At 46.0% G+C, this 26,062-nt stretch carries 24 protein-coding genes; 19 read left to right on the top strand and 5 right to left on the bottom strand.

Annotated features, from left to right (window positions below):
• The 5 genes from QZU58_RS06130 to QZU58_RS06150 form a co-directional block, all read right to left on the bottom strand.
• On the bottom strand, nt 1–456 hold a 456-nt coding region (locus QZU58_RS06130; RefSeq protein WP_294495700.1), incomplete at its 3' end, for a GTP-binding protein.
• A 254-nt stretch (nt 457–710) separates the two neighbouring features.
• Nucleotides 711–995 (bottom strand): YkgJ family cysteine cluster protein, encoded by a 285-nt coding sequence (locus QZU58_RS06135; RefSeq protein ID WP_294495701.1) that lies wholly within the window; start codon nt 993–995, stop codon nt 711–713.
• 31 nt (nt 996–1,026) lie between these two features.
• The gene (locus tag QZU58_RS06140) at nt 1,027–2,592 is read right to left on the bottom strand and encodes a hypothetical protein (protein ID WP_294495702.1); all 1,566 of its coding nucleotides are present in this window, start codon (nt 2,590–2,592) and stop codon (nt 1,027–1,029) included.
• A 35-nt stretch (nt 2,593–2,627) separates the two neighbouring features.
• Complete coding sequence (locus tag QZU58_RS06145) at nt 2,628–3,635, bottom strand: hypothetical protein (RefSeq protein ID WP_294495703.1); 1,008 nt, start codon at nt 3,633–3,635, stop codon at nt 2,628–2,630.
• Nucleotides 3,636–3,727: 92 nt separating this feature from the next.
• On the bottom strand, nt 3,728–4,555 hold the full coding sequence (locus QZU58_RS06150) for a hypothetical protein (protein WP_294495704.1): 828 nt from the start codon (nt 4,553–4,555) through the stop codon (nt 3,728–3,730).
• Nucleotides 4,556–4,848: 293 nt separating this feature from the next.
• Between QZU58_RS06150 and QZU58_RS06155 the strand changes: the two genes are divergently transcribed.
• The 19 genes from QZU58_RS06155 to QZU58_RS10205 all read left to right on the top strand — a co-directional run bounded on the left by QZU58_RS06155 (nt 4,849) and on the right by QZU58_RS10205 (nt 25,713).
• Nucleotides 4,849–5,037 carry a hypothetical protein gene (locus QZU58_RS06155; protein ID WP_294495705.1) on the top strand — a complete coding sequence of 63 codons (189 nt, stop codon included), beginning with the start codon at nt 4,849–4,851 and terminating at the stop codon, nt 5,035–5,037.
• Nucleotides 5,038–5,509: 472 nt separating this feature from the next.
• Nucleotides 5,510–6,379 (top strand): 4Fe-4S binding protein, encoded by an 870-nt coding sequence (locus QZU58_RS06160; RefSeq protein ID WP_294495706.1) that lies wholly within the window; start codon nt 5,510–5,512, stop codon nt 6,377–6,379.
• Nucleotides 6,380–6,505: 126 nt separating this feature from the next.
• Entirely contained in the window at nt 6,506–7,699 is a 1,194-nt protein-coding gene (locus QZU58_RS06165) for a hypothetical protein (RefSeq protein WP_294495707.1), read from the top strand.
• 1 nt (nt 7,700) lies between these two features.
• On the top strand, nt 7,701–8,279 hold the full coding sequence (locus tag QZU58_RS06170) for a bifunctional precorrin-2 dehydrogenase/sirohydrochlorin ferrochelatase (RefSeq protein ID WP_294495708.1): 579 nt from the start codon (nt 7,701–7,703) through the stop codon (nt 8,277–8,279).
• Nucleotides 8,276–9,196, top strand: a complete 921-nt coding sequence (hemC, locus tag QZU58_RS06175; RefSeq protein WP_294495709.1) for a hydroxymethylbilane synthase — start codon at nt 8,276–8,278, stop codon at nt 9,194–9,196. The genes QZU58_RS06170 and hemC overlap by 4 nt, the downstream gene beginning before the upstream one ends.
• Before the next feature lie 2 nt (nt 9,197–9,198).
• On the top strand, nt 9,199–10,788 hold the full coding sequence (gene cobA / locus QZU58_RS06180; protein WP_294495710.1) for a uroporphyrinogen-III C-methyltransferase: 1,590 nt from the start codon (nt 9,199–9,201) through the stop codon (nt 10,786–10,788).
• Between the two features lie 20 nt (nt 10,789–10,808).
• Nucleotides 10,809–11,783, top strand: coding sequence for a porphobilinogen synthase (hemB, locus tag QZU58_RS06185; RefSeq protein WP_294495711.1), 975 nt, complete (start codon nt 10,809–10,811; stop codon nt 11,781–11,783).
• A gap of 13 nt (nt 11,784–11,796) precedes the next feature.
• Nucleotides 11,797–13,071 (top strand): glutamate-1-semialdehyde 2,1-aminomutase, encoded by a 1,275-nt coding sequence (hemL, locus tag QZU58_RS06190; RefSeq protein ID WP_294495712.1) that lies wholly within the window; start codon nt 11,797–11,799, stop codon nt 13,069–13,071.
• 421 nt (nt 13,072–13,492) lie between these two features.
• Nucleotides 13,493–14,572: a sulfate ABC transporter substrate-binding protein gene (locus tag QZU58_RS06195; RefSeq protein WP_294495713.1), complete on the top strand. Its 1,080-nt coding sequence runs from the start codon at nt 13,493–13,495 to the stop codon at nt 14,570–14,572.
• 213 nt (nt 14,573–14,785) lie between these two features.
• Entirely contained in the window at nt 14,786–15,619 is an 834-nt protein-coding gene (cysT, locus tag QZU58_RS06200; RefSeq protein WP_294495714.1) for a sulfate ABC transporter permease subunit CysT, read from the top strand.
• A gap of 17 nt (nt 15,620–15,636) precedes the next feature.
• Complete coding sequence (gene cysW, locus QZU58_RS06205; protein ID WP_294495715.1) at nt 15,637–16,458, top strand: sulfate ABC transporter permease subunit CysW; 822 nt, start codon at nt 15,637–15,639, stop codon at nt 16,456–16,458.
• 125 nt (nt 16,459–16,583) lie between these two features.
• Entirely contained in the window at nt 16,584–17,744 is a 1,161-nt protein-coding gene (locus QZU58_RS06210) for an ABC transporter ATP-binding protein (RefSeq protein ID WP_294495716.1), read from the top strand.
• A gap of 19 nt (nt 17,745–17,763) precedes the next feature.
• Entirely contained in the window at nt 17,764–19,476 is a 1,713-nt protein-coding gene (locus tag QZU58_RS06215) for an adenylyl-sulfate reductase subunit alpha (protein ID WP_294495717.1), read from the top strand.
• The gene (locus tag QZU58_RS06220; RefSeq protein WP_294495718.1) at nt 19,460–19,783 is read left to right on the top strand and encodes a ferredoxin family protein; all 324 of its coding nucleotides are present in this window, start codon (nt 19,460–19,462) and stop codon (nt 19,781–19,783) included. The genes QZU58_RS06215 and QZU58_RS06220 overlap by 17 nt, the downstream gene beginning before the upstream one ends.
• A gap of 138 nt (nt 19,784–19,921) precedes the next feature.
• Nucleotides 19,922–20,821 carry a sulfate adenylyltransferase subunit CysD gene (cysD, locus tag QZU58_RS06225; RefSeq protein ID WP_294495719.1) on the top strand — a complete coding sequence of 300 codons (900 nt, stop codon included), beginning with the start codon at nt 19,922–19,924 and terminating at the stop codon, nt 20,819–20,821.
• Between the two features lies 1 nt (nt 20,822).
• A complete protein-coding gene (locus QZU58_RS06230; RefSeq protein ID WP_294495720.1) occupies nt 20,823–22,457 on the top strand; it encodes a GTP-binding protein in 1,635 nt (544 codons plus the stop codon).
• A gap of 262 nt (nt 22,458–22,719) precedes the next feature.
• Nucleotides 22,720–23,931, top strand: a complete 1,212-nt coding sequence (locus tag QZU58_RS06235) for an ISL3 family transposase (protein ID WP_294495721.1) — start codon at nt 22,720–22,722, stop codon at nt 23,929–23,931.
• 245 nt (nt 23,932–24,176) lie between these two features.
• A complete protein-coding gene (locus QZU58_RS06240; RefSeq protein ID WP_294495722.1) occupies nt 24,177–24,533 on the top strand; it encodes a hypothetical protein in 357 nt (118 codons plus the stop codon).
• Between the two features lie 997 nt (nt 24,534–25,530).
• On the top strand, nt 25,531–25,713 hold the full coding sequence (locus QZU58_RS10205) for a DUF6273 domain-containing protein (protein WP_363174823.1): 183 nt from the start codon (nt 25,531–25,533) through the stop codon (nt 25,711–25,713).
• Nucleotides 25,714–26,062 lie beyond the last annotated feature (349 nt).

Here is a 26,062-nt window from a genome sequence, read left to right on the forward strand (position 1 = left end):
ACCACCGAAGGTCTTTGCCAGTACGGTAGTAATAGCAGCAGTTAAAGTAGTCTTACCATGGTCTACGTGACCGATTGTACCTACGTTCACGTTAGTCTTGACTTGATTAAAACCGCCAAATCTCGCTTGAGCCGCATCTCTTATTGCGTTCATTCGTGCTCTTGCTTCAGCTTCTCTTCTAGCCCTTTCCTCTGCTTCTCTTCTAGCCCTTTCCTCTGCTTCTCTTCTAGCCCTTTCCTCTGCTTCTCTTCCAGCTCTTTCTTCAGCTTCTGCACTAGCTCTTACTTCGACTTCTTTTCTAGCTTCTTCTTCGGCTTTCTCTTTAGCTGAATTATCCACCTTCCTTATTAAACAGGCTTTAGATGTATTATTTTTTGATGAGCCACGTATTATGATGACAGCTACTATAATGCCAATAATAATCCAGCCTATAATTAAAAAATTATCACTATCCATGCTATACATCCTAAATTTCTCATAATAGCTACTTTTTACCTTAATCAGTAAATGGTCTAAAACATCAATTTCAAACCAAAACACCACACAACAATAAACAACAACCTTAAGATATCTAAAAAAACTGAGATACCATAATATGCTTTGCGGCTACAAATAATTCATCTTTTGAACTATTCAGGTAGGTGGTGGAAAGCATATTGCACCATATGTCAAATCTTTATGTTACGAAAAACAGCCTTTTGGGTAGTTTTCTAGCCCTGTTTTTCACACACTTCCTTAAGAATTCTGCACATCTCCTTTGTTTTTCGAATATATTCCTCATAGGAAAGATCGGGGAAATAAACCTTTCCCCCTTCCTTGACTCTGCACTTCAGCGGACGGCTTTCATAGATTTTGCAAAGTCTGGTGTTGCGATCATAGTATCGACAGCACCCCGTACCATCATCGAGATCGGAGTAAAAATCACCGAACATTCTTAGCGAACGGCAACAGGCCCCACATCTGTCACAGGAAAATTCAGAATCTCTACAGTTCATAAATCCAGCCTTTACCCTAAATCCGGAAAAACTATAAATCAAAAGCCTCATCAGAGTTCATCAGTTCATCAAACTCTCTGGTATTTGAGAACTGTATGTTTTTACCTCCCATCTTGGAGTTCAGTTTGTTACAGGCTCCTATAAAACCGTCGTAATCCCCCGTATCGCAGGCTCGGCTGATTTCAGTAAAGCCTTCATAAAATGCCTGTTTATAAAAATTCAGTCTGTCATCGAAATATTTCTCCAGTTCTTCCCGACACTGTCTGATGAATTTGATATGTTCCTGGCATTCGCGTTCTATCCTTATTCTGTTTTCCCTGGATAATTTTGCGTCCTTAAGAGAACTTACAAGACAGCCGTAACATGCTGATGACAGGGCATAACCGAGAGCCGAACCGATTACAGCTCCTACTATCGGAATCGGAATGACTACCTGCCCCACCGTTGCCGACATCGAAGCCACCACCATTGAAAAACCACTCTGTCCCATCCGTTCCAGACATTCGGCACCGTTTATGGTACCGTTAAGATAGGCATGAAGGGATTTACCTGCTTCAAGAGTCATATTGACCATGGCAGCAGGAAGATTGGTTTTTGAAAGGTTACGCAGAACATCCTTCCCTGAATTCTGCATTGTCCCCTTAAGCGCAGAGCCGAAAAAACCTACGGCATATCCTCCGGCGGCAGCCTTTCCCGTTGTTTTTGCTATGTCACAGACAGCATCCTTACCGTCAATATTCCCCCTGTAATACTCACAGATATTTTTGATAACGGCAACTGAACCACCGATTACCGCGGCATTTTTAGCCTGTTCAAGTCCTGCTCGGTTGGATAGTTTTACGACATCGGCAGCTGTTGAAAGAAAAGGATGCTCACGGGCAAAAACGGCATCATCCTTGGAAATGCCACTGTCCTTTACCCGTGACTTCAACTTCTTAAGCTTATCTATCTGCTCGGATTTTTGCTTAACTACGTCATCCTGACATTTTCCCGAATCAATCTGCTTCTGAAGCTTATCGATTCGCTTGTCAAGCTCTGACTGAATCTTGGGAACTCCGTTTTCATCCGTTTGGAAATAATCAGAAGGAAGGGTAAAATCTGCTCCGTTATCAATATACTTTTGGTAATCTCCGGACATCAGCTTATCAACACATGACTTAACATCATTGCCGACAAACTTCATCTGCATCATGCTGACTATTCTGCCGTCCTTCGTTTCATAATGGTCAAAAAGCTCATCATACCCGCCACTGTTCTTAAGGTCGGTGGCAACTATTCTTCTCTTATCTCCGTTAATCCTGTATTCAGCATTCTTTCTGGCCTGATACTTAAGTTCAGCCGAAAAACCCGACTGCTGCTTAAGATTCTGTTCCGCATACTCCGGATTTATCTTATGTTCACCAATATCCCTAAGGCCCTTTTTAAGATCCATTGCATGATTTTCAGCATCGGTACCTGTATAGACATACAGGTGCTCCTTCACGGCATCCCCGTATCTGCCCACAGGATCATTAGCAGCCCCGAGAATGGCTCCGTCAAGCAGGCTTTCAAACCTGCTTTTTTTCATGTTTTCAGGGAAATGATTTTTCTTTGTCATAAAAACACCGTTACGGACGTAAAACCAGTACTGATCTAAGAAATTGCGATAAGATCCGGATATTCCTGTTTAATACGTTCAGGATCTGATTCATCCGAAGGCTTTCCGGATTCAGTAAGTATTTTCTTATCAAGAAGCGTTTTCAGCAGTTTAACGGCCGCCCCAAGCGCTGCCACCTTATTCTTGGCATCAGAGGGAAAAGAGTTCCATTCAGTACCGTACTCATCTATCGTTTTCTCGAGATTTACTACCCCTCTATCACATACTTTGGCCATTACGGTTATAGCCTTTCGCATAAAGTCTGCGTGTTCGGAAATCTTATTACAGGTCGAACACAGAAGCTCCATCTGTTCGGCATAATCATTGGCCTTTGCGAAATTTGACTTTGCCTCCTCAAGATTCTTACTGGCCTTTGCCCCCATAACGCAGCCCAGAATAAGAAGAGCCGGAACGGCAACAATACCGCCAAGCACCATTGTTCCTGCAGCGATTCCTCCACCTCCGGCAGCAAGAGTTCCACCGCCAAGCCAGGCAAGCGTGGCATTAGTTGCAGCCGCCCCGCTCAGCCCCGAAATTGCAGTTCCCGTACCCGCTGACGCGAACCAGCCGACGGCACCGTAAGCCCCATAAGCCGCGGCAGCTCCGGCTAAACCCCCACTTACAGTACCTTTAAGGACATCTGATGCAATTACGGTCATTTTTGAAAGCTCCGCTATATTGGCACTGTCCAGATTCAGATTTTTAAACTCGGATACTGTATCTACCTCCGAAAAATTAACGTTTTTTATTTTTCCGAACGTTTTCAGAAAACTGCCGATTGTCCGATCAACCGTCTCAAGTTTTACTCTTCCCAAAGACTCTATGGACTCATTAGCACTTTTCCTGCACTCATCGGCTTTCTCAGAAGCTGATGATATAATTTCACTGGCACGTTCAGAGTAATATGAAGCTCTACTGTTGTCCTTTACGGCTTTAATCGTTTTGGCACCAGCTATAGCACCGCCGGCCGCAATTACTCCCCATACAAGAAATGGTAATGGCATGATATATCTCCTTCCTTTGCTCTCACAGGTATTTCAGACCTAAACGAAAAGACAGGCGAAGACACAGCAGTCACCTGTCTATTTTATCGTACTTATAATGTGCGGAACTTCTCTGCGCAGAATATAAAAAAGTATTGGAATTTTACTAATTTATATGCACGACAGAACCTAACCCCAAACTGGCTCTTACCTCCTTCTGCTCTGGTACTATATTTTGTATCACCAAACGCCTTTTCAAATAAAACACGCAATTCTTTAGCGTTCTTACCAGCTGATCCGGAAAACACCATTGCAGCAAAGGTTATAGGATCACCCATTACATTTCCTTCCATACCTAAAAAAGCAGCAGGATCAAACCAAGGAACACTCTCCGTCAGACACTTTAAAGCGCCGTAGATCTTAGTTTTACAATCCTCCAGCACTTTTTTTACTCCAAGGTCCTGTTGCTTTTCACCAACTTGGTTATCAGTAACAGTCGAAAACCTAAAAATTCCACTAAAATGAGTTTTTGAATCTATTGTTTCTGGATCTATTGTGTCTAACTCACATGGAATATTTCGAATAAACTTTGCACCTAGATCGGTAAGCTTCAGACTTTCTCGGTCAATAAGCTTTTCAAAAGCAACCTCAGCTTTACGATCGCATGATTCTAACAGTTCCTTAAAAGCACTTTCGCAATCAAAATCATTAATTGCAGTATCACTTTTTAACATGTTTTTTGACCATTTCTCTAAAATTTTTTCACCACTTTTATTCAAAAAATCACGAATAAAGTCGTCCCCACTGTAGGAAGCTAAATTGTAAATCTCATACACTTCTCCGTTTTCGTATCGAAAAAATAGCTTTTTTGCCAACTTTTTCTTAAATTGTTCCTTCTGCTCAGCTTCGAGCACTTCATTGATTTCATCAGATAAAGACATAATACCCCTCCATTAGTCGTTCTTCTTAATTTAAGTTTACATTTGTTTTTTTTTTGAACAGCAAAAGGAGACATCTGATTTCAATTTTGTGATGTAAATATATTTTTTAGATTTATCTAAGAAATATTTTCTGTATTCTGTCTAATGATTAACCATTTTTAACACCACATCCAATGTGCCGTTATCCTGTTGAGCATAACGCATCACATCTCGCACCATTCCATAGGTTCCTTGGACAAAAAGCACAGTCATCCTCATAACACCTGTTTATCGTTACATCAGGTTAGGCCAGAGTGGAGTATGAGGACGAAACGGTAATCATTCACGAAAACGAAGCCTTTGTGGTTGAAGGCTCCCGTCCTCATGCGGTATGGAACAACCTTGACGGCAGAACCGTCATGATTGGCATAACATTTTCAGGAACGTATCCTACCTCCGCCTTCCCTCCAAAAAACGAGGGTATGGATGTCGATGTTTTATGACATGTTTCATATTGACAAAAGATTATAAACAACCTTAAAATATACTAAACTAGTCTGTTTTGTATGTATTTACCGACAATCTGCAGGAATTCGACCTTCTTTCCTCATAAAACTTCTGCAGAAAGCTTGAGCGGAAACTGAAAGTACTCAGGAAACAAAGTACCGGACACGGCAGTCAGTGCATGCTGCCAAAACAAATCACCATGATACCCCGACATCATTACGAACCTTAAGGGGGGAGCTGTTTTCATGGTCGCACAGGTTGTTTTATGCCGTTATTTATGCGTCATATGTATCCTGCGTCATCCGCATGCGCCGTATGTACCGTTTCCGCAGAATCATTGCTCTGCCGCAAATAACAAAAACAATGACAACTGCATCTAAACAGAATTACTGACCGGACGGCATGGGCTCATTCCTTTTAACGGAGATTGTCACGCATTACCGGAACTACGCATAAGGAGAAAAATAAATGGCCAAGGGTGTTAACTACGCCTTACTTAAAAAAGGCGGATTCATGAGACAGAAGCAGAAAGGATACTTTTCCCTGCGTCTGCAGGTGGTTGGAGGAAATCTTACTGCCGAAAACATAAGAACGGTCTCCGAAGTGGCGGAGCAGTACGGTCACGGTTACGTACACATGACCAGCCGTCAGGGTATTGAAATTCCGTTCATTTACGTGGATGACATTGAAGAAGTAAAAGACAAACTTGCCAGGGGAGGAGTTCATCCTGGCGTATGCGGTCCGCGCGTAAGAACCGTCACGGCCTGTCAGGGTGATGCCGTATGTCCGAGCGGATGTATCGACACAACCACCCTGGCCAGGGAACTCAGTGAAAGATATTTCGGCAGAGAGCTTCCTCATAAATTCAAGTTCGGAGTTACCGGCTGCGTAAACAACTGTCTTAAGGCCGAAGAGAACGACTTCGGCGTCAAGGGTGGCCTGATTGTCTCCTTTGACAGGGAAAAATGCATCAACTGCAAGGTATGCACCAAGGTCTGCCGTGAAGGCGCCCTCGCCTTCAGTGAAGAGGAAAAAATCACCAAGCAGGAATCTCTGTGCAACAACTGCGGCAGATGCGTGAAGTCCTGTCCGGCAGATGCCTGGACCGGGGAACCTGGTTACGTCGTTTCCTTCGGCGGACTGTTCGGCAACAGAATCTTCCGCGGCGAAAACCTGCTTCCGATTATCAGGGACAAGGAAACACTGTTCAGGGTTGCCGATGCCACCATTGACTACTTTGCAACTCATGCCAAACCGAGTGAACGTTTCAGAACGACTCTGGAAAGACTCGGCATCGATGAATTCAAAAAAGTTATTGAGGCTGCATACAATGGCTGATATACATGCCGTTAAAGCAAGATAATAGTATAATAAGCAGTCAGCTGACGACATGGACTCCCCTGTTCATGAAATGAACGTCAGCAGGCTGTTTTTTTTTCCGGAAGCCAAAGCCAATTTAAATTTATGAACACCCTACCCATATACTGCTTCGGCATTTCATACAGAACGGCAGATGAACGGATCCGCAGCAGGATTTCCGTTGCTCCGGCAGATATTCCCGCACTGGTAAAAAAAATTACCGGGGAAAATGAAATTGACGGTGCCGTGGTGCTGTCGACCTGCAACAGGACCGAAATATATTTCACGGACAGGGAACCTGAATCCCTGACCGGTGAAAGCGAGAAGAATGAAAGAATTCAGAACATCTTCAGCAGACTGGATTCCGCACTCTGCAGCTTCACCCATACGGACATTCACGAAATACGCCGTTACTTAAGATACTATTCCGGCATCAGTGCCGTTGAACATCTTCTGAATGTTGCCACCAGTCTCGACTCCCTGAATCTCGGTGAAAATGAAATTCTCGGACAGCTGAACAGAGCCTACACCCTCGCACACAATGCCGGCTTTACCGATTTCTACCTGAATCAGATGTTTCAGCAGGCACAGCACTATGCCAAAAAAATCAGGGTAAGAGCCGGATTCAGCAATACCGCCGTATCCTACAGCACCCTGGTATGCAATGAAATAACCTCCTTTATGTCCGCAAATGGCATCACATCACCCCGCATCATGCTGATAGGAGCCACGGGACAGCTTGGTTCAACCATCCTTAAAACCCTGAAAAACAGAAATTTCGGAGAAATAACCGTAACATCAAGAAATCATCAGGATTCCGGTGAACAGACCTGCGGAAACGGAAATACCATAGCCTACGGCGAACGCTACGGACATCTTAAGGCAACCGATGTACTGATAAGCGTTACCGCATCTCCGCATTATACCGTTACCTACAATGAATGCCTTCGGGAACTGGTGTCCGGAAAACCATACCTCTTCATTGATCTGTGCGTGCCCCGCGACATTGATCCGGATCTGGGTAAAATCGCCGGACTGACCCTGCGGGACTATTCATATTTTGCCGGAATCATCGAGAAGCACCGCAGGCTGAGATCCATAAAAGCCGGTGCGGTTGCCGACGACATCAGAACCGGCGCCATGGAAATACATAACTACATATCGGAAAAAATCAGCAGAAGAAAAACCGGACGGATTGCCCCGGCGTACGTTATGGAAAACCGATACGGTTCTCAAGCCTCCGCACTGAACGGCCATACCGGCCCGGCTTTCACCGGACAGCGGCATGCGGAGGTGTAAGATGCCTTTTTTTCCCATATTCATAAATCTCGAAAAATACAGAATACTAATTGCGGGCGGAGGACATGTCGCCTGCAGAAAAGCGCAGCAGCTTGCCGAATATACCGGAAACATTACCGTGGTCTCGCCCGTATTCACCGGAGATTTTCAGAAGCTTGAAGATCGGATAACCCTGAAACGGCGATCCTTTTCATATGACGATCTCCTGAATGCAGATCTGGTGATAGCAGCGACCGACGACGGAGAACTGAATGCCGGTATCTACCGCAGATGTCATGAATCAGGCATCCCCGTAAACGTGGTGGACTGTCCCGAAAACTGTGATTTCTACTTTCCGGCCTTGGTAAAAAGAGACGATCTGGTCATAGGAATCTCCTCTTCAGGAAAAGCTCCCGGAGTCTCAGGAGCCGTCAGAAGAATACTTGACGACAGACTGCCGCGTCATGCGGGCGAATTACTAACGGAAATCGGAAATCTCAGAAAGAAAATTCTTGCCGAAGGGAAAAAGCCTGCTGACAATCAGGAATACAACGCTCTTATTGAGCACTTTGCAGAAGAAACGGAAGGTGTTTTCAAGTGACGGAAATTAAAATCGGCACCAGGGGCAGCAGACTTGCCCTTATCCAGACGGAAATGGTAATCAGACGTCTGCAGCAGGAACTTACGGCAGATTCCGACCTGTCGTTTCATCCGGTAACCTTCACCACAAAAGGAGAAATATTCGGTAACGTGTCCCTCAGTTCCATCGGCGGGCGGGGAGTTTTTTCCGGAGAAATTGAAGAGGCGCTGGTTGCGGGAAAAGTGGATCTGGCGGTACACAGTGCCAAGGATCTTCCTTCCGAAGTACATTCTGAAACCGCACTGCTGGCCGTTATTCCGAGAGAGGATCCCGCTGATGTTCTCATCATGCCGAAAACCCGAAACGGCGATATTCCGAAAATCATCGGCACGGGAAGTCCCCGCAGGGAATTTCTCATAAAAAAGATATATCCTGAAGCCGAATGCAGACTTCTTCGCGGCAACGTACCCACCAGACTGGAAAAACTCAAAAGCGGTGAATATGACGCCATAATTCTCGCCGCGGCAGGAATAAAAAGACTCGGTCTTGACCATGAGGAATGCTTTGACTACATAAAACTTCCGCCTGATTCATTCATACCGGCGGGAGGTCAGGGAATAATCGCCCTGCAGGTGCGAAAGGATCATAGGCTGTTCACCTCTCTTGAAAAACTGGTTCATCGCAGAACACAGACCGCTCTTGACGCCGAAAGACTGGTACTCAGAAAAACAGGTGCCGGATGTCATGAAGCCACCGGAGTCCATGCCTTCAGTTCCGCTCTGCGTACGGAAGAAGAGGAAACGCTCACGGTTAAATACTTTCTGTTCCGAAACGGCAGACTGTTCTCGGACAGTGTCACCGGCGATCCTAAAAGATACAAAGAGCTTATCGACAGGCTTCTCGGATCCCATTCTTTCACCGCAACACCGGAGGAATGAACATGACCGGAAAGGTATATCTCATCGGTGCTGGTCCGGGAAGCAGCGACCTTGTAACCAGCCGCGGTCTCAGCCTGCTGAAGAAGGCTGACGTAGTTCTCTATGACTATCTCATTTCCTATCATCTTCTGTGTCAGTGCCGCAGCGACGCCCTGCTCATTCCGGTAGGCAAGAGAGCCGGCCACCACAGTCTTCCGCAGGAGGAAATCAACAGGGAAATAGGAAAAATGGCGGAAAAGTATGACATCGTCGTGCGCCTTAAAGGCGGTGATCCCTTTGTATTCGGACGCGGCGGAGAAGAAATACAGTATCTGCGGGAGCACGGAATTTACTTCGAAACCGTCCCCGGCGTAACCTCTGCCATAGCTGCCCTGTCATCGGCCGGCATCCCGGTAACCCACCGCGGACTGGCACGCAGCTTTCACGTAATCACCTGCAGCACCAAGGACGGTGGCAAAATCAGGAATCTGGATCTTTATGCAAAAATGGAAGGCACGCTGATTTTCATGATGTCCCATCGCAGGATTCCGGAAATTTCCGCAGGACTTATGGAGTACGGAATGGATCCGGATACACCATGCGCCATAGTCAGCTCGGGTACATACGTTACCGAAAGAAGAATCAACGCGACTCTCCGGAACGTTGCCGGAATACTGAAGAAAGAGGCTCCGGTGCCGCCTTCGGTATTTGTGGTAGGCGGAACCGCAGCTCTTGACATGAATTGCGACTATAACAGTCTCAGCGGTTGCCGCGTGGGCATTACCGGTTCCACCTCCTTTACCGGCAGAATGACGGAGCTGCTTAAGGACAACGGAGCCAGGGTGCTTCCGCTGCCAAACCTCAGCATATCCCCCATCGGACTTTCCGACAGTGAGCTTGCGGACATACTCAGTCATGAATGGCTGGTTTTTACCAGTGCCAACGGTGTTTCCGTGTTCTTTGACGAACTGACGTCTCACGACATAGACATCAGATCGCTTGCCGGATGCAGATTCGCCGCCGTGGGTTCCGGTACCGAAAACGAGCTCCGAAAACACGGACTTTTTGCCGATCTGGTACCGAATGAATACTCGGTGGATGCCCTGGCTGCGGTTCTCAGGGATCATATTCTGTCAGAGTGCGGAAATCATCCGGAGAACGTGAGGGTTGCCGCCCTGCGTTCAACCATCGGCTCAAAATGTCTTTACCGCAGTCTTACCGAAGCAGGCATCGGATTTTCCGACTACCCGTTATACAGACCGCTGATGCAGAACCTTACCGAAACATACGACGAAAAGGCGGATGACGGTTCCCTGTCTCTTGCCGCCCACCTTTCCGATGACAAATCCCCAGAATACAATCCGACACTTGACTATCTGGTTTTCGGCAGCTCATCCGGAGTGCACAACTTCAGGCCTTATCTCTCAAAGGTCAGGATTGCCGGGGCCATTGTTGCCATCGGTAATGTAACCGCCGGGGAAATCAGAAAAATCGTGGACAGGGACGAAAAACTTAATACAATACCCGTGCTTACGGCAGAAAAATTTTCTGCATCCGGCATACTTGAAACCTTAAAAAAGGACTGGAAAAAAAACCGTCCTTCAGATGAATAACACTCACGGAGTGCAGTTAAATGCGTAACAGATTAAGAAGGCTGAGACAGAATCCCGTTATCAGAAAAATGGTCCGCGAAAACAGTGTGGACACTGATGATCTCATTTATCCCGTTTTCGTTGCTGACGGAGAGAACATCAGAACCCCGGTAAACTCTATGCCGGGAATATTCCAGTACTCACTGGACAGGCTTTCTGAAATTATGGACAGGGTCAGAGACCTGAAAATTCCGGCAGTACTGCTGTTCGGCATTCCGCTCACCAAGGACGAATGCGGTTCTTCCTCATCGGGAGATCATTCCATAGTCTACAGAGCCGTAAGCTTCATCAGACAGAACTATCCGGAAATCACGGTCATTGCCGACGTATGCCTGTGCGAATACACCTCTCACGGACACTGCGGACTTATCAGCGGCAACAGAATACTCAATGACGAAACCCTGCCTTATCTTGCCTCCATGGCCGTAACGGCCGCCAGGGCCGGAGCCCACATAGTGGCTCCGAGCGACATGATGGACGGTCGCGTCGGCTTTATCCGTGACAGTCTTGACCGCGAAGGCTTCAAGGACGTGATGATCATGTCATACAGTGCCAAATTTGCCTCATCCTACTACGGACCGTTCAGGGAGGCAGCAGGTTCCGCTCCGAAATTCGGAGACAGAAAATCATACCAGATGGATCCGGCAAACGGCCGTGAAGCAATCAGGGAAATTGCCTCAGACATTGAGGAAGGAGCTGATTTCATCATGATAAAACCGGCTCTCGCCTATCTGGATCTCGTTAAAGAGGCAAGAGAGAGATTTCTTCTTCCGGTGGTAACCTATAACGTAAGCGGCGAATACTCAATGGTTAAAGCGGCAGCTCAGGCCGGCTACATTGACGAAAAAAGAATAGTGATGGAAAATCTCATTTCCATGAAAAGAGCCGGAGCCGACCTCATCATCACCTACCATGCGCTGGATGTGGCGGAATGGCTTAACGAGACAGACAATTAACCGGAATAAAGATATGCATGAAGAAAAATCATCAGCTCTCTTCAGGGCCTCGGCGGAATTCATTCCCGGCGGAGTAAACAGTCCGGTGCGGGCCTACCGCAGCGTAAACCGCATTCCGAGATTCATAGAGAAGGCAAAAGGTTCAAAAATCCATGACGTCGACGGCAATGAATACATTGACTACGTATGTTCATGGGGACCGGCCATTATGGGACATGCCCATGAATCAGTACTTAAGGCGGTACGTGACGCCGTTGAGAACGGACTAAGCTTCGGAGCTCCGACTGAAAAGGAACTGAAGCTTGCCAGACTGGTAAACGCCATTATGCCGCACATTGAATCCCTGCGCCTTGTCAATTCGGGAACCGAAGCGGTAATGAGCGCCATAAGGCTTGCAAGGGGCTATACCGGTAAAAACAGGATCATCAAATTCAGGGGCTGTTACCACGGCCACAGTGATGCCATGCTGGTTAAGGCAGGTTCCGGCGGAATCACCACGGGAGTTCCGGACAGCATCGGTGTTCCGGCCGCCGTGGTCGCCGACACCATGATTGCCGACTACAACAGCATCGAATCGGTTAAAAACCTGTTTGAGGCGGCAGGAAACGAAATAGCCACGGTAATAGTGGAACCCGTGGCAGCCAATATGGGCGTGGTGCCACCGGCTCCGGGATTTCTGCAGTTTCTGAGGGCCATCACCTCAGAATACGGTGCCCTGCTGATTTTTGACGAGGTGATAACGGGATTCAGAATAGCTCCCGGAGGAGCCTCCGAGCGCTACGGAGTCATCCCGGATCTGGTGACGCTCGGTAAAATCATCGGCGGCGGCATGCCGATAGGAGCATACGGCGGCAGAAGGGAAATCATGGAAATGGTATCACCTTCAGGAAAGGTATATCAGGCAGGAACACTTGCGGGCAATCCGGTGGCAACCGCAGCCGGCATAGCCACCCTGTCATGGCTAAGAGACAACCGGAATATCTATGCCGAACTTGAGGAAAAAGGCGCAAAAATTGAGGAGGCTCTTAAGAAGCGCTTCGGTGAAAGCGCATCTGTAAACCGCACCGGATCGCTTCTCAGCGTTTTCTTTACGTCCCGCAGGGTAACCGACTATGAGAGCGCAACCACCTCCGATACCGAAAGATTCAGCAGGTTTTTCAGCTACATGCTCGACAACGGAATATATCTTGCGCCGTCCCAGTATGAGGCCTGGTTCATCTCCGCCGCTCATTCCGACGAAGACATCGACAGAACCTGCAGACTCATTGAAGCCTATCAGGAAAACTAAATCTTCAGAATCCCGGAACCATACTGCTTTCCGGGATTTTTTTACGGTGCGGCAGAATGCAGTCATGTTTTTTCAGGCAGAATAAGCCGTGCCCCGTAATTTATGCGTAATTTTCAAAAAATTTTTTGCTTAAATTTCATCAATTCCCTACAAACATGCTACCTGTTGATACGCAAGATTTTGTGAAAAATAACCCCAAAGTCTCACATTAAAAAACATCGCATACACGGGCGTATAATCCCGCTTTTCAAAGATTTTATGCAAATTAAGCTGTTGACAAAAATGTGAGCCAAGTATAGAATTCACATTACATACTAAACATATAGGTTATGTATTTATTATAAATAATGAGGCCGTAATCAACGGCATCGATAAGCTAAACAAATAAACACAAAACAACAGACAATCAGGAGATATCATTATGAGTATCATCACCAGACGTTTAAGTTCAAAATTTTTTTCAAGCGCTCTTGCATTAGCCGTCTCAGGCGTTATTTCTCTTGCCGGTTCAGCAGCATTTGCGGATGATGAAGTGGAAATCACCAACGTGTCATACGACCCAACCAGAGAACTCTATAAGGCATACAATCAGGTATTCACCGACTACTACAAGAAAGCCAAAGGCGTAACCGTTAACGTGACCCAGTCACACGGCGGTTCAGGCAAACAGGCTCTTGAAGTGGCAAACGGTCTTGAAGCAGACGTGGTCACTCTGGCTCTTGAAGGTGACGTTGACGCCATACAGAAAGCCGGCCTCATCAAGAAGGATTACGTTAAGGACTTTCCTCTTGACAGCTCCCCTTACACTTCAACCATCGTATTTCTGGTTCGCAGCAACAATCCTAAGAACATCAAAGACTGGGACGACCTTGTCCGCGATGACGTCAAGGTTGTGACTCCGAATCCGAAGACTTCAGGCGGTGCCCGCTGGAACTACCTCGCAGCCTGGTCATTCTTTGAAGATGCAGGTCAGAGCGAACAGCAGATTATCGAAAGCATAAGAAAGCTTTACAGTAACGTGGTCGTTCTTGATTCAGGTGCCCGCGGTTCAACCACCAGCTTCGTGGAAAACAAACAGGGTGACGTGCTGATTTCATGGGAAAACGAAGCTTTCCTTTCCATTGCCGAATACCCAGGTCAGTATGAAATCGTGGTACCTTCAAAGTCCATTCTGTGCCAGCCTACCGTTGCCATCGTTGATGAAGTAGTGGATCAGCGCGGAACCAGACAGGTTGCGAAGGATTATCTTGACTATCTCTACTCAGATGACGCACAGCGTGTTGAAGCCAAGTGGTACTACCGTCCGTCAAACGAAAAGATTCTTAAGGAATACACCTCAGCATCCGATTCCAACGTCATTAAGCAGATACCGGAAGACGGCAAGTGGATTATCACCAACGTTAAACTTACCAACATTGCCCATTTCGGCGGCTGGAAGAAAGCCCTTGAAAAGCACTTTGCCAACGGTGCCCTCTTCGATTCCATCTATGAGAAAAAATAATTCTGCAGCGTAACTCCGGATACACGTAAATATCTGCTGTCAGTGAAGTGAATCAGCATCCTGCTGATTCACTTCTGAAGATCCTTATCAGCGGTTTTTCAGAGCATTCACGATACGGAACAGCTAAAAAAATAAAAAAAACACGGAATGATGTATCTGGTTTGCGCCAGAGCTTCGGTTCAGCTAACTGCTCAATATCCCCGGGAGGGACTAATGTCAAAAAATACAAAAGGCGTTATTCCAGGGTTCGGTATTTCCTTCGGAATCAGCGTCTCCATTCTCAGTCTGATAGTGATTATTCCCCTGTGCTCTCTGATTGTGTTTTCTTCTCAGCTCAGCATTTCGGATTTCTGGGAAATCGTCACCAGACCGAGGGTTATCGCCAGCTATAAGGTAAGTCTTGTAACCTCGTTCACCGCTTCTGTAATCAATGCCGTAATGGGACTTATCATGGCATGGGTGCTGGTACGCTACAAATTTCCGGGAAAAAGAATTCTTGACGGCATGATTGAACTGCCATTCGCCCTGCCTACGGCCGTAGCCGGTATTTCACTGGCTCACCTTACCGTATCTGAAGGTCCGGTGGGGGCATTATTCGCAAAATTCGGTATCGATATAGCCTATACGAACATCGGCATCACCGTAGCCATGGTATTCATCGGCATTCCTTTCGTGGTCCGCAGCATTCAGCCGGTACTGGAACAGGTGGAGAATGAATATGAAGAAGCCGCATTCATCATGGGAGCCGGCCGTTTTGAAACCTTCTACAGGGTGGTTCTTCCTGAAATCAGACCGGCACTCATTGCGGGATTCACCATGGCCTTCGCCCGATGCCTCGGCGAGTACGGCAGCGTAGTATTCATCGCCGGCAACAAGCCTTATGAAACGGAAATTGCGCCTTTAATGATCATGGGAGAGCTTCAGGAATTTGATTATCCTGCCGCCACCTCCGTAGCTCTTACCATGCTTGTCATGGCATTCGTAATTCTCTTTATAAATGCCGTATTCCAGAGCCGGGCTTCAGCCATAATCAGCGGTATCAGATAAAGTTTGGAGTAAACATCATGAACAGAGAAGATCCGAAAATAGTTAAAGCGGTGCTTATTGGCATAACCACGGTTTTTCTGACCGTGATGCTGGTTCTGCCGCTGATCTACGTTATCTATACCGCCCTCCGTCCGGGCCTTGAGACCTTTATTGCGGCGGTAACGGACAAATACGCACTCCATTCCATCTACCTGACGCTGATTGTTACCCTGATGGCCGTGGCAGTTAACATCGTATTCGGACTTTATACCGCATGGGCGCTTACCAAATTCTCCTTCAGGGGCAAAAAGTTTCTGTCTACTCTGATAGATCTGCCGCTTACTGTATCTCCAATCATAGCAGGTCTCATATTCGTGCTGACTTTCGGCAGACAGAGCTTTCTCTATCCTTATCTCAATGAATGGGGAATAAAGATAATCTTCGCCGTTCCCGGCATCGTGCTGGCCACCGTTTTTGTAACCTTCCCGTTCATCTCCAGGGAAATCATTCCCGTACTCAACGCACAGGGTAAGGATGAAGAGGAAGCGGCGGCACTCATGGGAGCCGGAGCGTTTCAGATTTTCAGACAGATTACCTTCCCTCACATCAAGTGGGCCTTCATGTACGGTGTGGTTCTCTGCTCCGCCAGGGCCATGGGTGAATTCGGTGCGGTATCAGTTCTCTCAGGACATCTGAGAGGCAAAACAAACACCATGCCCCTTTACATAGAAATCCTGTATCAGGGATACGACTTTACGGGGGCATTTGCGGTTTCATCAATACTGGTGGTAATGGCGATACTGATTCTGATTGCCAGAAATCTTCTGGAACACCGCAGCAAAAACAAATTTTTAAAGTAAACGGATTATCAGAAACAACCAAACAGATTTTCAGGAATAACGGGAGGCTGAAGTCAGACGTGAATTCAGAAGAACTACAATGACGAGCCAGTTCACTTAGTTCACGGTCTGACATCAGGAAGCACATGACAGATATCAAAAACAGCAAATTAACCGACAGTGCCGCAGCCGGTACTGAAATCGAACAGAAACTTCAGGCGTCTGATTCTGCCGGACAGCCTTACGTGGAACTCCGCCATATCAATAAAAGCTTTGGTGACTTTAAGGCATCGGACGATGTAAGCTTCACCGTGGAAAAAGGCAGTCTGGTAGGACTTCTGGGGCCGAGCGGCAGCGGTAAGACCACCATTCTGAGAATTCTGGCTGGTCTTGAAACCGCCGATTCAGGTGAAATCTACATCAACGGCAAACTGGTGAATAACATTCCTGCCAACAAGAGAGGCATCGGTTTTGTATTCCAGAGCTATGCCCTCTTCCGCTACATGACCGTATTCGACAATATCGCATTCGGTCTCAGGACCAAGAAGGCCCCGAAGGATGAAATAAAGGAAAAGGTAAACAGTCTTATCGATCTCGTCGGACTTACCGGTCTCAACAAACGTTATCCGAACCAGCTTTCAGGCGGTCAGAGACAGCGTGTGGCCTTTGCCAGAGCCCTGGCAACCGAACCGTCTCTCCTGCTCCTTGACGAACCGTTCGCAGCCATTGACGCCAAAGTGCGTCAGGAACTCCGCAGCTGGCTCAAGGATCTCATTCAGCGCGTGGGTATTACCAGCATCTTCGTAACCCATGACCAGAGTGAAGCCATTGAAGTAGCCGATCAGATCATCATTACCAACCACGGTCATGTGGAACGTTCAGGCTCACCTATCGAAATCTACAGCAATCCTGAATCATCCTTTGTTACCAAGTTCATCGGACAGCCGACGATTATAGACAACCCCGGAATTTTCAACGGTTTCTCAAAAATAAGGGAAAGCAGGTCCACCGCCGTGCTCCGTCCGGAATTCATCAGCGTAACAAAGCTTAACGAACCGTTCCGCTACAATATAACCTCTGAAACCGGAATCGTGGAAAAGTCATTCTTCAGGGGCGGAGACTTTGAACTGAAAGTAAGAGTCCACGATCAGCTTCTGACCGTAAACCGTCCAATCACTCAGGAACGAATCGTTCCCGGAGAAGAGGTCAGAATATTCATAAGAAGCCTCTATCTCCTTGACGGTGATAAAGCCGTTACGGTACTGAATGACAGTCTTACCGCCGCCGAATCAACATACGTAATCTAATGCTCACAGGTAAGTAATAATGATCCTCAAAGAAGAAATAATTGAAACCGATCTTCTGATTGTCGGAGGAGGCACTGCCGGATGCTATGCGGCACACATCCTCTCCGGACTTAATCCTGACATCAGAATCACCATAGCGGAAAAAGCCAACATAAAAAGATCCGGATGTCTGGCCGCAGGGGTGAACGCCCTTAACGCCTACATTACTGAAGGTCACGTGCCGGAGGATTATGTTGCCTACGCAGCCGCAGATGCAGAGGGGATTGTGAGGGAGGATCTTCTCCTCTCCATGTCCAGGGAGCTTAACGGCGTGACTCACGATCTTGAATCTCTGGGACTGGTTATTCTCAAGGATGAAGACGGCGAATACGTTTCCCGCGGCTGGCGCAACATTAAAATCAACGGTGAAAACATCAAACCCATTCTCGCCAGGGCGGCTGGCGGAAAGAATGTCAGAATAATAAACAACGTAAACATCACCGATCTGCTGTGGACCGATTCCGAAAACGGACGTACGGTTAGAGGAGCCGTAGGTTTTAACGTGCTTTCGCAGAAGGCCTGCAAATTCAGCTCAAAAGCCGTACTCATCGCCACCGGCGGTGCTTCCGGCCTGTATCGTCCGAACAATCCCGGATTCTCAAGGCACAAAATGTGGTATCCGCCGTTCAATACAGGTGCGGGATATGCCATGGGAATAAGGGCCGGAGCCGAGATGACCACCTTCGAGATGCGCTTCATTGCCCTGCGCTGCAAGGATACCATCGCCCCTACCGGAACCATCGCCCAGGGCGTCGGTGCAAAACAGCTTAATTCCAGAAATGAAATCTACGAACAGAAATACGGTCTAAAAACCTCCGAACGTCTCTGGGGCACCGTAACGGAAAATGCTCTTGGAAACGGACCGTGTTTTCTGAAAACCGAAGGAATTGACGGGAAAGCCGAAAACGACCTCTACCGCGCCTACCTGAACATGGCTCCTTCCCAGACGCTCAAATGGGTGGAAAACGGCACCGGACCTGCTCACGAAAACGTTGAAATCGAAGGTACGGAACCTTATATCGTCGGCGGTCATACCGCAAGCGGCTACTGGATCGACGACAGCCGCAGGACTTCGATTGCTGGTCTGTATGCCGCTGGTGACGTAGCCGGCGGAGCTCCGCAGAAATACGTAACCGGAGCACTTGCCGAAGCCAAAATCGCCGCCTGCAGCATTAATGCCTATCTGAATTCACTGAAGGCAGATAACGGTTCTGCTCCGGCAGAATTCCCAATTAAAGAGGCTGATGCGGTTATTGCCGGCTACGAAAAGCATCTTTCCCTGAGCACCTCTGCTTTTTCAACAGATGAGATAGAGGAAGCGATGCAGAAGATTATGGATCAGTACGCCGGAGGCATCAGTACGGGATACAGATATTCCCTTGCGGGACTGAAAATTGCCTCTAAAAAGATTTCCGAACTCATCCCTCTTTCAGAAAACCTTAAAGCCTCATCTACCTACGATCTGATGCAGATCTACGAGATAAAGGAAAGACTTACCGTATGTCAGGCCCTTATCGCCCATCTTGAGGCCAGAAAGGAAACCAGATGGCATTCATTTCAGGAAAACGCGGATTTCCCCGATAAGGATGAAAAATTTGAAAAGTACGTGAATTCCCGCTATGAAAACGGGAAATTCCGCATCATCCTCCGTCCACTGATACATGCAGGAGAAAAATATGAGCATCAGAATTGATAAAAGCAAATGTACGGGCTGCGGAGCATGCACCAGGGTATGTCCCGGCAACCTTCTGCAGCTCATCGGGGAAAAGGACGGCAAAAAAAGCAGCATCCGCTGTTCCCGTGACTGCTGGGGCTGTTGCTCATGCATTAAGGAATGCCGTTTTCAGGCACTGCAGTTTTTTCTAGGAGCAGACATAGGCGGACATGGTGCCGTCATGACATTTAAAAAGTCAGACGGACTCAATGAATGGGAGATCACCCTGCCGACAGGCGAAAAGAAGATCATTGCCGTGGATCCGAAAAACGCCAATCAGTACTGATTGATGTCTGCGAATGAAGACGGTACTTCATCCGCAGACGAATACAGCAGAGAAGCCGTCAAACGTATTCAAAAACGGCTTAAAAACAAAAAAATAAATACAGATACCGTATCAGGCTAAATTATAAGGAGTGCTAAAATGCAAGACCTGGCCCATCTGGACAAACTTGAAGCCGAAGCAATATATATCATCAGAGAAGTGGCGGCAGAATGCGAAAAGCCCGTCATGCTCTATTCAATCGGAAAGGATAGTTCCGTTTTAATGCACCTTGCATTAAAAGCCTTCTATCCTGAAAAACCGCCTTTCCCCTTTCTGCATGTGGACACAACATGGAAGTTCAGGGAAATGATCAGGTTCAGAGATGAAACCGCAGTCAGGAACGGCATTCAGCTTCTGGTCTACACCAATCAGGACGGTGTGGACAGGGGCATAAATCCGTTTGACCACGGCTCAGCATACACCGACATCATGAAGACTCAGGCCTTAAAGCAGGCTCTGGCAAAATACGGTTTTACCGCTGCTTTCGGCGGTGCAAGACGCGACGAGGAAAAGTCCCGTGCCAAGGAAAGAATCTTCTCCTTCCGCAACAGGGACAACGCCTGGAATCCAAAAAACCAACGACCTGAAATGTGGAAGCTGTACAACACCAAGATCGAAAAGGGAGAAAGCATCAGAGTATTCCCTATCTCAAACTGGACCGAAAGCGACATCTGGCAGTACATCAAAAGGGAAAAAATCGACATCGTTCCGCTATATTTTGCCGATACCAGACCTGTGATAGAAAGAGACGGCAACCTGATAATGGTTGACGACGATCGGCTCAAGCTGCGTCCGGGAGAACAGATTGAATACCGCAGGGTAAGATTCCGTACTCTCGGCTGCTATCCTCTTACCGGAGCCATGGAATCGGATGCCACGACTCTGGATGAAATCATCCGGGAAACAAACGAAGCCAAGGTATCCGAAAGAAGCAGCCGTGTAATAGACCACGAAGCTCAGGGCAGCATGGAAAAGAGAAAAAGAGAGGGATATTTCTAAAATGACTGAATTAACGAGATATGAAAGACCACTGCTGAAATTCATTACCTGCGGCAGTGTTGATGACGGCAAATCAACCCTTATCGGTAATATTCTGTACAACTCAAAACTTCTTTACAGTGACCAGATTGAATCGCTGAAGACCGAATCCCTTAACGGTTCATGCGACGGTGAACTGGATTACTCCCTGCTGCTTGACGGTCTGCTGGCAGAGCGTGAACAGGGCATAACCATTGATGTGGCCTACCGTTATTTTTCCACCAAAAAAAGAAGCTTCATCGTGGCCGATACCCCGGGGCACGAGGAATATACCCGCAACATGGCGGTCGGTGCATCCTTTGCGGATCTTGCAATCATTCTCATCGATGCGTCAAAGGGAGTACTGATTCAGACCAGACGTCATGCCAGAATCTGTGCCCTGATGGGTATCCGACACTTTGTTTTTGCGGTTAACAAGATGGATCTAATCGGCTTTGATGAAAAGAGATTCAACGACATTTCCTCCGATATTGCCAGACTCAGGGAGGAACTCTCCCTTCAGGAATACACCCTGATTCCGCTTTCCGCAAAGTCAGGCGACAATGTCATCAGCCGATCTCCTAATACCCCGTGGTATGACGGAAAATCTCTTATCGAATATCTTGAAGACACCGATACATCCGGGGATAATGAAGAAACCGGCTTCTACCTGCCGGTTCAGAGAGTGTGCCGTCCCAACCAGTTTTTCAGAGGTTTCCAGGGACAAATTGAATCAGGTGAACTTCACGTGGGCGACGAACTGACAGTTCTTCCTACCGGTGAAACCGCCAGGGTAAAACAGATATTCTCAGGATTTAATGAAGTGGAGCAGGCAGGTCGCGGCATGCCGGTAACCGTGTCTCTTGACCGTGAGGTTGACGTCTCCCGAGGTTCAGTGTTTACCCGTGCCACACAGGATGATTCCATTAAAGTGGCAAGGGAAATCACTGGTACCATACTGTGGACCGATGATGAGAAATTCAGCATCCACAAAGACTATCTGATTAAACTCGGCACCAGCCAGATTTACGCTCAGGTTAAATCCATAGAGTATACCATTGACGTCAACACCGGTGAGCACGTCGCAACCAGTGAGCTCTCTAAAAATGAAATCGCTGTATGCCATATTTCATTCATTGACTCAGTTGCGGTGAGTGAATTCAACAGACACAGGACACTCGGTGAATTCATTCTCATCGACCGCGTTAGCAACATGACTGCTGCCTGCGGTATCGTAAATGCGATACATGACAGTGACGGCAAACGGGAATACACTCCGCAGAATGTCCGCCTGCACCTTCTGAGACAGAAATCAGGCGTCTTCAACTTCGGAGGTCTCGGCAGCACCGCCGACCAGGAAACTCTCGGCAGACTTGCCGGAGAAGTTGAACAGAAGCTCCTGCAGCAGGGACGACTGGTATACTATTACCGTAATACCGGCGCTGAGGTCTCCCGCGAAGTGTTAAGGTCTCTGACGGAATCAGGCATCATTGTCCTTACGGTTAAGGCTTCACCGGAAAGTGCGGAGTACGTGAAGGATCTGGATCCTGCCCTGGAAAATACAGGAACCGACAGTATCGTCAAGTTCATTGCCGAACAGACAGCTTATGAACTGTAGAAGACTACATCCCAATCAGAAATTCGATTAACAGTAAGGGTTCATCACGGAATTATTGGGAATGTAGATATTGAAGAAGGGGCAAAAGCATTCTAGTATTAAGTGACCAAACTAAAACAAATAGAGATACTTTATGCCCCTTCAGACGTATGATACTCAGATAAACTCAGTTTGCCAACCATTTACTGCTGTTTCACACAGCTTCGATCCCCAAACCTTAAAATCCGTTTATTCTTTCGAAAGCAACCGTCAAACGTCGGACATGAGATGTCCTTATTGTGGGAAAATGAACGTGTATGTTCATGCCAGACATTCCACGGAAATTAAGGATTTTCCGTTTCTTCCAAAACACAGGCAAAGTCTTGTTTTTTACTACCACGGATATAAATGCAGAGAATGCGGACATCATTTTATGGAACCTATTCCCGCAAAAGTTCCGAATGCCAGAATAACCATACGGGCAGCTGAATGGATTAAAGGACTGTTATCCAGGAACATGCCTGTTTCCGCAGTTGCTGAGATTACCGGTTTTCATTGGGAAACAGTTAAGAAAATTCATCTTGGCTTCATGGATGAATTCCTCAGAAAGCGTAAAGAAGAACTTCATCGTTCCGGATACAAACCTACATATCTTGCGGTTGATGAATTTGCAATACACAAAGGCCACAGCTATGCATCCTGCGTAATGGATCTGGAAACCGGAGAAATCCTGTGGGTTGGACAAGGTCGTGGCATGGAGGATTTTAGGAAGTTCTTCAAGGAGTATGACATGGAACGGTTAAATAATGTAAAGGCCTTTGCCATGGACATGAACGCTTCCTTTAACCGTCTTGTTGAAGAATACATGCCTAAAACTGAGATTGTCTATGACCGTTATCATATGCAGGCACAGTACGGGAAGGATGTTCTTGGTTCCGTCAGACTTGAGGAGGCAAGAAAGCATCAGGACAAGTCAAATGAATTAAAAAAGCTGGTTGGAACTGTTGATGATAAAGAAACCCTGCAGAAACTTAAACAGGAAATACGGAATGAAAATCAGGGGTACACCCGGCTTAAAAAGGCACGCTGGGCTGTGTTAACCAACAGTCGGAATCTTAGCGAGTCAGGAGGAGAAGCCTTAGATGAAATACTTAACTCGCACAGTGATTTGGCCACCTGCTATGCAATGAAAGAAGAAATGAACCGTCTGTTTGAATTACGTGATAAAGAAAAAGCTTACTATGGATGGATGAAATGGTTTCTGGCAGCGGAGGAAAGCGGAATACCGCAACTGCAGAAGTTTGCAAAACTTAAAGTAAGGCGACTGAAAGGATTGGTAGCTCACGCTACCCATCCCATCAGTACCGGAAAACTGGAGGACACAAATAATAAGATTAAAGTGGCTAAACGAATTGCTTTCGGATACCGGGATCAAGGTTATTTCTTCACACTAATCAGATACCAGTCCTCACTCGGTCTCCCAACAATTCCGTGATGAACCATTTTTATGATCAGATGAAGCACTAGTTTTAAGTTGCTTGGGCAACGTGATAACGGAGTTTACCGTGATATGAGTCTAAAAATTAATATATTTTGATAAAAAGATCACAGATAAGAGATTAAATTTAATGAAAAATTGTTCAAAAAAAAACAATTGTAAACTATTTACTGTTACGTGAAAGCGTTGCAACTTTTAAGAACGTTAGTTTTAGATGTTTAAAAATTTGGAATTTTAAAAATATGACTGACTATAATTTTAAAGATGGAAGAGTTTATGAAGGCTCTCGCAATCCTGGATGCGGAACAAACATAGGTAATGTTCGTGACGGCAGGATCTATGAAGGCTCTGGTTCTCCTGGATGTGGTAGAAATATTGGTAATGTTCGTGACGGCAGAATCTATGAGGGCTCTGGTTCTCCAGGCTGCGGTAGAAATATTGGTAATGTTCGTGACGGTTATATTTATGAAGGTTCTGGTTCTCCGGGGTGTGGTCGTAAGATAGGTAAAGTTGATGATTTTACTATTAACGGCATACAAAGGGAAAAGGATGAAACCATAGTGGCTGTTTGGCATTTTCTGATCAAGAAAATATTCTAGGTTGATATGATCCCGAAGTTGATTTTTAGGCCTGTCCATGCCAGTGAACAGGCCTTTTTAATAGATTGAACTGCAGCGGTATAGATATCAGACTTAAAACATAACCTGATAGTTTTTTTATTACCAATGATTATTTTGAGAGTACAAATAAATTTCATGGATTAATGTTTTTCTTAGAATTCACGGAAAACATTGAGTTAAAGTAATTGTAAAAAGATTATTTTTTATTACTGATTTATTTTTAGCAATAAAAAATAATTTTGTTATCATACAGTGTTTCGAACTTGATTAAGTTTTATGTATTTTGGGAGATTTTTGCGCAATATGAGTTTTCCTCTGTGTTAACAAATGGTGACTGTTAAGATTTGATGTACAGGGTTTTGTTAAATGTGGGGATATGTGTTTTTTATTTCAGTAGCTGGAAATTATATGGATATAAATTCATTAAATAATTAAGTTATGACCAGATACGTCAACTATGCATGTCATTCCTGAAAATTTAGAGAATTAGTTCATCTACTATAAAATACTTCTTGCTAATGCTCTTTCTACATCTAGATAGACAGGGATCTTAGTTTTTTTTGGCATGCTGTTGAGAGTTGTGGAGGAAGATGAAAAAAATATCTTTCTGAAAACTTTAAGAAAAAAACAGCAAGGCTGCCCCAAACAGAAATTTGAGCAGTTGTATGGGGTATTTAATACGTCCCCGCTCATTTTTAGCTTTAGCCTAGGAATGTAATAATGAGACCGATAATATCCTGTATGCCTTTACAGAAAAAGATGACGCAAAATAGCATACTGAAGATCAGAAAAATGCTGTTCATGATTCAGTTAGCACCAGGAAAACTTCTAAAAAGACCTCCTATAAAGATGCTCAAATCATTCCTCATGATCTTGGAGCAATAGACTACAGCAAGTTAGGCAGTAATTTTCAGGTAAATCGTTGCAAAAAAATTTCCATAGAATGGAAGGTTAAAAAAAATCCGTCAACAAGACTATTCTCAAAAAATGGCTGAAAGAGGAGTTTCTTAATGATTCTTATACAGAAGCAGAGCAGGAGAAAATTGCCGTAACCGAGCTCGCAAATGACGATAATGATGAATATGGCACTAGCGGTGAAAACAAGCACTTCGGATCGGTTGTTCAACTTAAGCATTTACAAGGCAAAGAGTCTTCTTAATGATGATTAGGCTCGTAAATGTTTGTTAACGCCTTATACAATCAAAAATGGCGCTTATTAAGACGATGAAAACATCAAAGCGTATTTTTTAGATGATAGAGGTATTTGTTACTGGTGGCTTCGGTCGTCGGAATACAGTTTGGACGCATGCTTCAATTGTCTTCACGGACGGAGCACTCTTTCTTGTTTGACCATTATGTTACACTTTTTTCAACGCCTTTAGGCCTGTTTTATGTGGTAATTTGTGGTATTTTGGACGTAATGTGATTTAGTAGGCCAGCTTTAACCAAATTACTTTACCATCGTTAACCAAATAGTTTACCACCTCTAACTTAATTATCAGGCCATC

The organism is uncultured Ruminobacter sp., from assembly GCA_902764345.1.
Classification (GTDB): domain Bacteria; phylum Pseudomonadota; class Gammaproteobacteria; order Enterobacterales; family Succinivibrionaceae; genus Ruminobacter.